The sequence below is a fragment of the Phocaeicola sp. GP0067 genome, from assembly GCF_031119655.1.
In the GTDB taxonomy this organism is placed as follows: Bacteria; Bacteroidota; Bacteroidia; order Bacteroidales; family Bacteroidaceae; genus Phocaeicola; species Phocaeicola vulgatus.
In genome coordinates this window covers 158,170-170,790 of the sequence record NZ_JAVHZY010000005.1, presented here as the reverse complement: position 1 = coordinate 170,790, position 12,621 = coordinate 158,170, and the positions used below count along the sequence as shown (strand labels likewise).

8 protein-coding genes and 2 pseudogenes are annotated in these 12,621 nt (G+C 40.4%); 4 read left to right on the top strand and 6 right to left on the bottom strand.

The window, feature by feature from the left end; all coding sequences use genetic code 11:
- The first annotated feature begins 84 nt into the window (after positions 1 to 84).
- A complete protein-coding gene (locus RE317_RS06105) occupies positions 85 to 528 on the top strand; it encodes a thioesterase family protein (RefSeq protein ID WP_005844926.1) in 444 nt (147 codons plus the stop codon).
- 64 nt (positions 529 to 592) lie between these two features.
- Here RE317_RS06105 and RE317_RS06100 read toward each other — a convergent pair whose 3' ends face one another.
- A complete protein-coding gene (locus RE317_RS06100; protein WP_032951535.1) occupies positions 593 to 1,321 on the bottom strand; it encodes a DUF1573 domain-containing protein in 729 nt (242 codons plus the stop codon).
- Positions 1,318 to 2,481 carry a DUF4221 domain-containing protein gene (locus RE317_RS06095; RefSeq protein WP_008781409.1) on the bottom strand — a complete coding sequence of 388 codons (1,164 nt, stop codon included), beginning with the start codon at positions 2,479 to 2,481 and terminating at the stop codon, positions 1,318 to 1,320. The genes RE317_RS06100 and RE317_RS06095 overlap by 4 nt, the downstream gene beginning before the upstream one ends.
- 592 nt (positions 2,482 to 3,073) lie before the next feature.
- Between RE317_RS06095 and RE317_RS06090 the strand changes: the two are divergent.
- Positions 3,074 to 3,166: pseudogene (locus RE317_RS06090) on the top strand (acyl-CoA thioesterase); the annotation flags it as partial.
- Positions 3,167 to 3,294: 128 nt separating this feature from the next.
- On the opposite strand, the gene RE317_RS06085 reads toward RE317_RS06090, so the two are convergent.
- The 4 genes from RE317_RS06085 to RE317_RS06070 all read right to left on the bottom strand — a co-directional run bounded on the left by RE317_RS06085 (position 3,295) and on the right by RE317_RS06070 (position 10,804).
- Complete coding sequence (locus tag RE317_RS06085; protein ID WP_005850663.1) at positions 3,295 to 4,860, bottom strand: RagB/SusD family nutrient uptake outer membrane protein; 1,566 nt, start codon at positions 4,858 to 4,860, stop codon at positions 3,295 to 3,297.
- A 21-nt stretch (positions 4,861 to 4,881) separates the two neighbouring features.
- Complete coding sequence (locus tag RE317_RS06080; RefSeq protein ID WP_032951536.1) at positions 4,882 to 8,223, bottom strand: TonB-dependent receptor; 3,342 nt, start codon at positions 8,221 to 8,223, stop codon at positions 4,882 to 4,884.
- 653 nt (positions 8,224 to 8,876) lie between these two features.
- Entirely contained in the window at positions 8,877 to 9,632 is a 756-nt protein-coding gene (locus tag RE317_RS06075) for a creatininase family protein (protein ID WP_005850667.1), read from the bottom strand.
- A complete protein-coding gene (locus tag RE317_RS06070; RefSeq protein ID WP_005844938.1) occupies positions 9,632 to 10,804 on the bottom strand; it encodes an iron-containing alcohol dehydrogenase in 1,173 nt (390 codons plus the stop codon). The genes RE317_RS06075 and RE317_RS06070 overlap by 1 nt, the downstream gene beginning before the upstream one ends.
- A 223-nt stretch (positions 10,805 to 11,027) precedes the next feature.
- On the opposite strand from RE317_RS06070, the gene RE317_RS06065 reads away from it, so the two are divergent.
- Together RE317_RS06065 and RE317_RS06060 are read left to right on the top strand one after the other, a co-directional pair.
- Complete coding sequence (locus RE317_RS06065; RefSeq protein ID WP_008781412.1) at positions 11,028 to 12,299, top strand: ATP-binding protein; 1,272 nt, start codon at positions 11,028 to 11,030, stop codon at positions 12,297 to 12,299.
- Positions 12,300 to 12,442: 143 nt separating this feature from the next.
- Positions 12,443 to 12,613, top strand: a pseudogene (locus RE317_RS06060) (acyltransferase); the annotation flags it as partial.
- Between the last annotated feature and the right edge of the window lie 8 nt (positions 12,614 to 12,621).

Sequence of the window (12,621 nt, the reverse complement as noted above, 5' to 3'; positions counted from 1 at the left end):
GCAGCAAAATTAAGAATAATCTGTCATTTAGGGTTCAATTACTGGGAAAAGTGTTATATTTGAACGATTTTAATAAGCTTAACTATGGCAGAGGATATAAAATTCAGGCATACTATGCCGGTGCAGATACGATTCAGCGATGTGGACCAGTTTGGTCATATGAACAATTCAGTTTACTTTTCTTTGTACGATTTGGCAAAGACTACTTATATAAAAGATGTATTAGGCAGTGCCGACTGGAGCAAGCTGGCTATTGTGGTAGCCAATATCAATGCAAACTTCTTTATGCCGGTATTTTTCTCGGATCATCTGGTGATAGAAACGGCTGTGGTACATTTGGGGCATAAGAGTTTTACCTTGTTGCAGCGTGCCGTGACTACGGATACCCATGAGGTGAAGTGTGAGTGCCGCACGGTGATGGTAGGTTATGACCTGGCTACCAAAGAGCCGAAATTGATTTCCGAGGATTATAAGGAGGCGATTTGCAGGTACGAGGAAAAAACATTGGAGGAACTTTCAAAAGGGTAGCCATAGATGATATACTCGCTATAAATAGCTAGGACGTTATTTATAGCGAGATTGTATTATTTTATTAAAAGCATTCTCCTGTAATGGTTAAAAGTTTGGGAGATGAGTCAAAATTACCATATAATAAAATTTCTCTTTGAAACTTTCCTATGTCATCGGGATGGAAAATGATATTCAGACAAGTGCTGTCTCCCGGATTTATTTCAGTAATTTCATTTTCAATATTCAAACATTCGCATGAAAGATCTATATGACTGATTCTTACTATGTTCTTCCCTGTATTCCATATTGTGAATTTGATTTTTGCCTTTTCCGTGCGGCTGATTTTGCCTAAATCTATCTCATTTGTGTTGAATGTAATGGTGGTGTTCGCTTCTTTGCTGGGAGATTCATTTCCATAAAAAGAGTGCGACACATATTTACCATTATTTAAAAGGTAGATTCTAGGTGTGTTTTTAGCCATATCCAATTCCACTAATATGGATTTAGTGTCTAGGTATACATTGGAGTAGTCATCTATATTTTTATTGGCAATTAAATTGAAAGTCTTTTTACTTTTACATGCAATTATATAAATGGTATCGGTCGAGTTATGTATTTCTGACAGAGCTTTGTGTATGCATCCTTTGCAACCATTACCCAATATGGTAACAAGGTGGGTGGCATTGTGGATTTGTGATTTCTCAACTCCGACTTCATCAAACAGTTTTTGAAGGCATTTGTCATTATTGGACATACAGCTTGCCAGGAACAGTCCTCCACATAGAATGATTGAGTAGTTCTTTTTCTTCATTTTTTCCGGTCTTGAAGTGTGAAACACCTGAATACCAGTTTGTTTTCGTCAAACTGAGGATTGTTTTCATTATTCTCTGAAATATACAGGCCTTTTTTACCTACGAAGCACAAGTGATGGGCATAGGTGTTGCCGGGAAATTTTGTTTCACCAATAATTTCATAGTCTTTGTTTAGAATGATGATGGAGAAACTTTGATGCGGATTGTTGGAGAATGGTTTTATATTATCATCCGGCATTAAGGCAAACCGATAGAATACTTTTCGGTATTTATCATACATCAAGTGAGAATAGTGTGGTAATTTCCCTTGTATTTGTATATTCTTAAACAAATCTATTTGTCCGTCTTGCAAATGTGGATATGCATGGGCTAAGTAACGGCTTTTGGCATTGTATGAGATTTTATGCTTAAAATCAGAGGAAACCATAATGCTATCATATTGTCCTAATGAAATGACCACATCCTTACCTGTATATGTATAACAGATTTCAGGGTCATATAATTTGACATTTTTAAAATCTTCGTCCTTGTTGAAAATCAAAGGGTAGCGAAGTTCACTCCATCCTGTCTTACCTGTATTAAGGTTAGCGAATGCAAACATTGGGATTTTGTTCCAATCGCTTTTCTTTCGAGGATGTTTTAAGAATGATTGGCTGAAATACAAAATAGAATCTTTTATTATAGCAGGTTTATAAGAGTAACTTGAAAAACTTATGTGATCAAACTCTTGAAAATTCACTCCTTTTTCCCAAAAGTCAAATTTCTTTTCTATTTCTCCTTTGTCATTGACTAGTGAAAATGTTCCGTTCCAACTGGTAATTATGAAATGATTTAGGTTCAGTGGATGGCAACCGCTCAGTACATTCATTCCGTTTGGACCTTCTTTTTGTAACAATATGGTTTTTATTAATTTTTGATTCTTAATATCATAAATATTAATTTTTTGCGAGTACTCTGCATCTAAAAAGGATAGATATTCGTGCCCATTTTCTTCAAATTGGAATATGGATTTACTTGCATAGTATGTATGTTCGTCTATAGGAAAACAAATGGAGTCTTCGGCTACTAAATCTGTATTTTTTATGGATTGTGATGGTGAATTACATGCTGTTTCAATGAGTAGAAAGAGGACAAATAGGATATTCCAAGTATTTTTCATAATTCATATTAGTTAATAGATGATAGAAGGGCTATTAATAATCCTTTTTCTAAATCTGAGAATATATATTATAATATAGGAATATTAAGAGCCCTTCAAAAGTTATTTAGATAATTGTCTTGCTCATTCAGGGTGTCCTGGTTGTGTTGTAAATCCTTCACAATTATTATGTGCTTCAGCTGCACAATTATTATGTGAAAATTTTACACATCCGGAACCTCCGAAATACCAGGAACCGTCTCCTTCACCGGGAGGTCCGTAATCACTGCGAGCATTTCCGTTTTCTGTGTTGCTCGGAAGAGGTGTATCAAACTTTAATTCTTGTCGGGAAGAATAGATCTCTACGCTAGTCAAACAAAGAATGACTAGGGCTAAAAAAGTGATTTGTTTTTCATAAGATCTGCTTTTAAAGGTTAGTATATAGTTAACTTCACAAATGTACATTAAAATTTTATTATATCAAATATATTTTGATAGCCTGTTTAAAAATCTCTGAAATATTTTTCTTATGAGGTTTTCATATCAGTCGGATAGTTTTTTCTTTGAAGTGACTAAACTTAAAAAAGATATATCAGACTGATTTAACAGAAACAAAGAACCGAAATTGATTTCCGAGGATTATAAGGAGGCGATTTGCAGGTACGAGGAAAAAACATTGGAGGAACTTTCAAAAGAACGGAAATAGTTATTGATTTTCTGTGTTATTGATGTTTTATCAACTATATGCATAATGAATAAAGGTGTATCTCACGACACACCTTTATTTTTCTATGTTAAAACATCTGTCCTGAAAACTAAACAGGAGGATTTGGCTTATTTTTTCCCGTATCCCGGAGTTTGAGTTAATAACGGATTCACATTCAAAGTACCGATATTAACCGGCCAAAGCATTTTATATGCTTCTTCTGTACCGAGAATAGGATTTGTGCCCGGATAGTTGGCATTGGCAGAAAAGACCAAAGAACGTCCGGATGCATCGTGCATACGCAATACGTCAAACCAGCGCTTGCCTTCACTGACAAACTCTTTGTCCCGTTCCTGCAAAATGGCTAGTTCATTTTCCGCATAGCTGCCTTCCGTGTATTTGTTTTCTTCAAAGGTGTCTCCGTATGCACGTTTGCGTACTTCGTTGATATACGAAGCGCAAGGGTTGTTCAATCCGTTTTCAATTTCCGCCATCATCAGTAACGCATCGGCATAGCGGTAAACGGGGATGTCCGAAATATAGATGCGGTTGTCATTGGAATTGATTGTACCTATACGTTTTTTCATTACGCATCCGAATTCGCTGAGCGTGCCATTATCATTTTTCATGTAATACTCCATGAATGTGGCATCACGGCGGCTGTCTCCTTCTTTGAACGTTTTCCAGAAATCTTCAGTGTACTCGTCACGGAATACTCCACCGGTACCTTTCAAGTTTAAGGTATCTTTTTCAATCACCTTACCGTTACGACCATATGCTTGCCCCAGAAATACAGCATCCTGATAAAGGAATCTGCCTCCGTCATTGCTGGCCTCACCTTCTATAAACGGCATGGCGAAAATAATTTCAGTGTTCTTTTTATTGTCGCATGAGAAGATGGAGGCAAAGTTGTCCATTAATTCAAAATGTCCTATGATCCCGGATAAGGCAGTCTTGGCAGTCTGTAAATCGGTTGCCCCGGTTGCTGTGAATCCGGTGATGGATACTTTCGCTGCCCACATATAGATTTCTGCTTTAAGCATCAAAGTGGCATAGCGTGACCAGTCGTATGCATCAAAAGAGGTGTTATTTCCGAAATAGTTTTCGGATTTATTAATATCCGCTTTGATAAACTCCATGGTGGCTTCGGGTGTGGCGCGCTCCACATAGAATTTGTCTGCCGATGGTTTGCCGTCCAGTATATCTACTTTGGTGATGAGAGGTACTCCCCCGAAAGTTCTGTATAGCATGAAGTAATACAGGGCTCTCATGCCATACGCTTGTCCCAAGTACCGGCTCCGGGTTGCATCATCCAGAAACGTACACCCATTTTCTACTTCTTGGATAAAATGGTTTACTTGCATGATGGGAGAGTATAGCCCGTTCCAATTGGATATGCCGGGAATATCTTCCGAGATATTCTGTGACCGGATATCGGCATAGTTCAAGCTGGTGTTCAGCGAGGAGGTGCCCACACGTTGTGTGCCGCCGCGGAGTTCGCCCAAGGTGTAGAACATGTCATAGTAACTTCTTAATTGGGCGTGCAGACCCAACATGAATGCTTTGGGCTGGGAAGCTTCTTTCCAGAAATTTCCGGCTCCATAATAATCTTCCGGTGCCAGATCCAGTGCGTCACAGGACGGTTGGAGAATGGTCATCACACATATTGAAAGGATATAGAATATTTTTTTCATAATCTGTTAGAGTTTATAAGTTTAGAAAGAAACGTTTACGCCGAGAATGACAGTGCGGGGCAATGGGTATCCACCATTGTTGTCTGTCTTTTCCGGAGAGAATAAATGTTTGGCTTCTGTCAGGTAACCCAGGTTCTGACCGGTTACCGAGAGCATGACTGAGCCTAGTCCTGCTTTGCGCACCCAGTTGCTTGGCAGATTATATGACAAGGCTATTTCACGGAAAGACAGATAGTTACCGTTGTAGGCAAACATGGAGGATTGACGGCAGTAATTGCGCTTGCCCAACTGGTCGGCCCATACATAAGTAGGATATTGTGCACCGGGATTTTCGGGTGACCAGGTGTCGTGGGTTTCCGCAATGGTGTTATAAGTACCTTGTGCGCAAGACATGATCCACATGGTTTTCCAGTCTACCGCTTTGAAACCAAGCGCATAGTCAAAACGTGCTGATAAAGTAAGGTCTTTCCAGGTGACTGAAGTATTGATACCTCCTGTCCATTTGGGTACAGTGTTGCCCACTTTCACCATGTCGTAATTGTCGATGATGCCGTCACCGTTTACATCCTTCCATTTCACATCACCCGGCTGGATGCGGAGAGAATTCGCTTTCTGATTGGCTGTCAGTTTGTTATATCCTTCCTCACCTCCGTAAAGGGGACGGTTGCTTGAGCCGTTGTTACCACTTGACAAGTCGATCAGTCCTCCTGGTATTTCATCTTCGGAACGATAGATTCCTTCGGCTACGAACATGTACAAATCACCTGGGCGTTGTCCTTCCTGATAACCGCCTACCCATGCTTTTTCATAGCTTCCGTCCTCCAGCTGGCGTCCGGTATATACTTGAAATGCATTTTGACGGTTTCTTTCCAGACCGTTGTCGGGCAATGCCACTACTTTGTTTTTATTTAATGCGCCGTTCCAGTTCAGATTCCATTTCCAGTCTTTGGAGTCGATAACTTTGAATGCCAGTTCGAATTCAAAGCCTTGGTTCTGGAACTTACCGTTGTTGGAGGTAAAGGAAGAAACACCCGAAGTAGACGGGATGGTGATGTTGGCATACTTGTCACTGGTCAGTCGGTTGTAGTAAGTCAAATTGGCATTGATGCGGTTGGCCAGAAAGCCTAGATCCAGACCGATTTCGAAAGTTCTTGACTTCTCCCATTTCAAGTAGGGATTAGGAAGGTTGTTTAACAGGAAGTAAGCGTTGCCGTTGTATTTGCTGCCTGCATAAGCACCTTGTACTGTGTAGTTTCCTACAAAATCTTTGTTTACATTACCATTCAGACCGAAGCTGGCACGCAATTTACCGAATGAGATGATATCGGCCCATTCACTGGCAAATTTTTCTTTGGAGAACACCCATCCGGTAGATACTCCGGGGAAGACACCCCAGCGGTTGTCTTTGGCCAGTTTGGAGTAGCCGTCCCGTCTTAGAACAAAGGACAGCAAGTATTTTGACTGGTAGTCATAATTTACACGACCGAAGAATGACATGATACGCTGGCGGCTGTGTGAGGAGTCTATGCTGCGTTTGCCTTTGTCATCACTGGTATATTCCAAATCGCCGAAAGCGTCACTGGGAGCTCCCGATCCTGAGGCACTGAAACCTTTATAATATGAGTCGTAGTACTCGAAGCCGGCCATGGCATCCAGATAGTGGTCTTTGTTTATTTGATAGTTGTAGTTTAACACTGCATTATAAGTTTGGTCCAATGTGCGTCCGTAGGAAGCCGAGGTGCTGTGTGAGGTTACCCAGTTTCCGGGAGAAGATAAATAATCTTTGTTGAAAGCTTCATATTTTTCTTCTGAATAGAACCAGATGGCGTTCACTTTTAATGAGAGTCCTTTCATGATATCTGCGGTAAAAGATTGGTTCATGGTGAACTTGTCTGTATTGTTGTCACGGACAAACTTGTCAAAATTGATTTGTTGGTTTCCGTCGCTTGAATTGGGTCCCAAAAGCATTTCACCGTCAGCATTATATCCACGGAAAGTGGGAGGTAATGATAAAACGCGTGAGAAGTAGTTGGCTTCTGCGCTTTGGGTAGGAGGAAGATCGTTCCAGGTTGCATCTGCAAAGTTGAAGCTGGAGTTGGAGGTTAACCATGGTTTCAGCTTGTAATCGGCATTGAATGTGAAAGTGATACGTTGGTACTTGTTTCCTACGGCTGTACCTTCACTATGGTTGTATCCCAAACCTGCATAGTAGTTTCCCTTTTCATTTCCTCCGCTTACACTCAGGTTGTAGTCTTGTGAGAAAGATGGGGAATTGATATTGAAATCCGCTATATCTGTATTCTTGAAAATCAGTTGGTCTCCATAAATAGGATCAGTCATGGTTTCCCATCCTTGGTTGAGCAGGAAAGCCAGATCGTCCGAATATTTCATGGTACTCCATATAGCCTGGCTGTTTTCGTTTCCATTCAGCGGGATTGTCTTGTCATCATCTGCCCAATATTTGTTGCCTGTTCCATAAGGAGTGGCACCGGTCAGACCGGTCAGTGAAGACCATCCTTGTACGGCCGATCCGTCCGGATGTTTCATGTCTCCCGTGTAAGCATTCATGTAACCAGTGCGCATCCAGTAAATGTAATCACGCGCATTCATAAAGTTATAAGAGTTGTGGAAGTAGTTCCAGCCTAGTTTGGCCGAAAGCTCTACACGTGTACTTCCCTCTTTGCCTCGTTTGGTAGTGACTAGTACTACACCGTCATTGGCTCGGGCGCCATAGATGGCGGTGGCTCCGGCATCTTTTAATACTTCCATGGATTCAATATCGGCCGGGTTGATGTCACTTAAAGAACCGCGTACTTGGCCGTCTACCAGGATTAAAGGTGAACCTGAACCGTCAAAATTAGTACCTCCTCGAAGTACCAAGGTAGGAGCTGCTCCCGGATTACCGGAAGTCTGGCTGACGGACAGACCTGCCACGGCTCCTGATAAGGCTTGTGCCGGATTGGAATAAAGTCCTTGTTTTAATGTTTCTTCTTTTACCTTGGAAATGGAGTTGGTTACTTTTGTGCGCAACTGTTTGCCGCCATATCCGGTTACAACAACTTCTTGGAGCATTTCTGAGTCTTCTTTCAATGCTATTTTAAAAGTTGACTTTCCCTTTACGCTTAAAGTTTGTGTCTGATAACCGACAAATGATACTCTGATACTGCCATCGTTGGCTACGGAAAGTGTAAAATTACCATCTAAGTCGGTAACTGTACCATTCGTGGTGCCTGTTTCTACAATACTGGCGCCAATAACCGCTTCACCTGTGGCGTCTGTGACCACACCCGTGATTGTTTTCTTTTGTGCCATGGCTCCTATGGAGCATAACAGGCAAAAAAGCATGAATAAGGTTTTCTTCATAGATTTGTTTTTAAAGTTACTGTTTGAAGTTCTACCAGAACTACATTTTTAAATTAAGATTATATCACATCGCAAATATAGGATATTTTTTATTAAATCAACTTTAATTATAAAATTATTTTTTGATATACGACACAAAAAGTACAAAACGGTCAATATTTACGGATAAATAAGCTAAATAAAAGTATATAAAAAGGGATATCTTTTATCTTTTTCCGCCTCAAAGTAGCATAACAGTAGAAATTCAGTAGAAAAATCCTTTTAAAATTCCTTCTTAAATAAAATAAAATACAATACAATCTATTTTCCCTTTATGGACACAGAATAGTTCTGGTAGAACTTATCCTATAAAGGAAATCTCTTTATTTTGTTAAATGAATTTTATTTCAGCCTTTGGAGATGAAATAAATTATTTGGAGAAGTATCCTTGTGCAGATAGTGCAGGGAGTGGTTTGTTTATGGGCACATGGGGACATTTATTCTTTTCATAGTCGATGGTTATACATATATTTATATGGATATGTATGGACTTTGAAATGGCAAGTATAACTAAGGTAGCTGAAAATGTATCTGATAACGAAGAAGCGGAGGTGATATGAACATAGAAGACCATCGTTTAAAAAGGTCAGATGATCTTCTTGAGTGATGAGGCATTAATAAAGTTCTTTATGTACCAACTCTTCAAACAGTAATGCATATTTTGCGACGACTGCTTCGGCGTATTTCTTCCCTTTTCCGGCACTTGCTTTTTTAGGATTGCCTATACCGGTATCTTGCGAAACGTTTTGCCAGTTTCTCGGAATCCATGCCACTTTTTCATTCAGCATTTGCGAAGCGAACTTCTTATAATTTCCATCTCCGGCTTCATCCAGGTTTACCAATTCCGGATGATAATGCATCATAACAGAAGTTTCCAATTCATCTGCATGGTCACCCGGTTCATCAAAGTACTCTTTAGCAGGGATAAAGGCAAACCATTCGCTGCTGGCTATCAGGAAGTCGGGATAGTCCAGTGACAAGTCACGTATCATACTTTTGAATGTATTGCCGCCATGTCCGTTGATAATGACCATTTTGCGGTATCCCTGGGCGTATAGAGAGGCAACTAGGTCGCTTAAAATCGCTTTTTGCGTTTCATAGCGATAATGGATGCAGAAATCCAGCTCGCGTTGTCCCGGATTCTGTGAACCGGCAGTGACGTAAGGCATGACCATGCAACGAATACCGTAATGTGTTTTTGCCAGTTTTGCAGCATCTAGTGCGATGTCGTGGCTTAGAATGCAGTCTGTCAGATAAGGCAGGTGCAGATTATGCGGTTCGGTAGCTCCCCAAGGGAGGAGGACCAAATCATATTTCAATGGTTTTACCTTGCCGTAACAGGTTACGGCAAGGTCTAGTTCTTTATCCATTATTTATAAGAATTTTTAAAGATATGCAGGATTTCTTCGTCTGTAATCGGGCGTGGGTCGAGAGTGAACAGTCCTCCCATCGTATCTCTTGCATTTTGCAGGAATTTGGGGAAATCTTCGGATTGGATACCAAATTCGCTCAGTTTGATAGAATGTACTTTACATTCTTTTTGCAGTGTAATCAATGCATCAATGAAATCGGACGGACGGTTGCTCTTTTTCTGGGTCATCATTTCAGCCATTTTCATGTAACGTTTTGTACAGTCATGCCGGAAAGTTTCGAAGTATGCCTCAGACAAGGCAATGAGTCCTGCTCCATGAGGAAGTTGTGGATAATAAGCACTCATGGCATGTTCTAATGAATGTTCGGAAGTGCAGCTTGAAGTGGCTTCCACCATGCCTGCCAAGGTGCTGGCCCAAGCAATTTTGGCACGCGCTTTCAAATTCTTTCCGTCGGCTACGGCTACTGGCAGATATTTGTAGATCAGACGGATGGCTTCTAAGGCGTAAAGATCACTGATGGGTGTTGCACAATTGGCGATAAAACCCTCTGCGGCATGGAAGAATGCATCGAACCCTTGATAGGCGGTGAGGTGCGGGGGAATGGAAACCATCAGTTCCGGGTCTACAATAGATAAGGTAGGGAAGGTCAGCTGGCAACCGAAGCCTATCTTTTCTTGAGCCGTTTCGTGGGTAATCACTGTCCATGGATCCATTTCCGTTCCGGTTCCGGCGGTGGTAGGGATGGCGATAATGGGAAGTGCTTTGGTAACAGGGCGTCCTTTACCACTACCCCCTGATACATAATCCCAGTAGTCACCGTCGTTGCAGGCCATAACAGCTATACTTTTGGCGGAGTCGATGGAACTTCCGCCTCCCAGTCCTACTACAAAGTCGCACTTTTCCTCCCGGCAGATGGCGGCTGCTTCCATGACATGTTCTTTGATGGGGTTGGGAAGGATTTTATCGTAAACCAGTGTTTCTACATTATTCAGTCTTAATTGGGCAAGTACTCTCTCCAAATATCCATATTTTCGCATGGAAGTTCCGGATGAGATGACGACCAGTGCCTTTTTTCCCGGTAATTTTTCACTGGATAATTTCTTGATTTCTCCGCAGCCAAATACTAATTTGGTAGGGATGTATAAACTAAATACAGGATTTGCTTTCATGTTCTTTCGTATTTAAAGTTTCACTGGTAACAAATGTAGGAAAATAATAGTTTGCTTGTTTAAGTAATTTGTTAAATTTTACATACTGCCGGATTGTATTCGTTTTCTTTAATTCAGTTTGAGATAGATACGTTTTTTCGATTATACTCGAAAAAAGAAATAAACAGTGCTTTTTTTTCGATTATACTCGAAAAAAACTATCTTTGTGGGAAAAGATTCGAGTATGGACGATAAATGGAAAGCTTTAGAAAAGTATAACCTTTGGGGTGGAAATACGTATCAATTGGGACTGGAACGGAAATCTTATACCGACAAGATTGGCAATTTTGTGGGGAATAACTTGGTGAAGGTACTTATAGGACAACGTCGTTCGGGCAAAAGTTATATTCTCAGGCAAATTGCTTCAAGTCTTGTCTCGGAACGAGGAGTAAATCCGGCTAATATCCTATATATAAATAAGGAGTATCTGGAATTTGATTTTATTGATGATTATAAAGCATTGGAAAGTCTGTATCGTTTTTATCGGGAAAAGCTTAAACCGCAAGGAAAAGTATATTTGTTTTTCGATGAAATTCAAAATGTGGATGGCTGGGAAAGGTTTGTAAACTCCCATTCGCAAGACTTTGTCGAAGAGAGTGAATTGTTTATCAGCGGTTCTAACTCTAAAATGCTTTCCAGTGAACTTGCCACTCTTTTGTCGGGACGTTATGTAGAATTTCATATATTCCCCTATAGTTATGCTGAATATTTACAGTTGATGCAGCAACCTGCCGGTCGGGCTTCTTATTTGGCCTATTTACAGAAAGGCGGTTTGCCCGAATTGTACAACCTGCCCACTGTCGAGTCAGAAAAACAGTATGTCGCTTCTGTGAAAGATACGATTTTGTTGCGTGATATAGTGAAGCGTAAACCCGTTCGTGATGTAAGGTTATTGGATGATATTTTTATTTATTTGGTGAATAATGCGTCCAATCTGTTTTCCGTTCAGCATATTGTTAATTTCTTTAAATCCAAGAACCGGAAGGTGAGTTATGATACCTTATCTAATTATCTAGGTTATATAGAAGAAGCTTTTCTTGCCTATAAAACAGAACGTTACAATATAAAAGGAAAGGATGTGGTGGCAGGTAATTGCAAGTATTATCTGAATGACTTGTCCTTTAAGAATTTTCTTTATCCGGGCTTTGCTTATGGAGTCGGGTATTTGTTGGAGAATGCAGTATATTTGGAACTTCGTCGTTTAGGCTATATTGTATATACAGGTTCTTTTCGGGATAAAGAAGTTGATTTTGTTGCTATGAAGGACGATAGAGTGATTTATCTTCAAGCAACTTACATGTTGGAAACGGCACAAACCATGGAACGGGAATATGCTCCTTTGCTGACGATAGGTGATAATTATGAAAAATATGTCGTTTCCATGGATGAGGTACAATTCCCTTCCAATGAAGGGGTCAGGCATATACAGGCTTGGAATTTAAAGGAAATATTGTAGGAAATCAGTTTCTCTTTTTAATATACAGTTTTTGGTAAGAGTTATCAAAACTCTGATGATATTGTCTGTAGTCTATTATCCAATGTTGCTCACCGCTCCCCCGGATATGTAGAGCAGGAATAGCACCGAAGAGGAGAGTATAGTGGATATTATTTGCTTATGTGCAGTTGGCGCAAACATACGATTGGCATATCAGTCTGTATATCAGTATTCCGCTTATCTTTGCAGTCGCTATCGGGCTGAGTCTGCTTTCTTATTATTATTTTGAGAAACCGGCCAACCGCTGGGTAAAACGAATTTTAAATAAACAATAATAACTAGT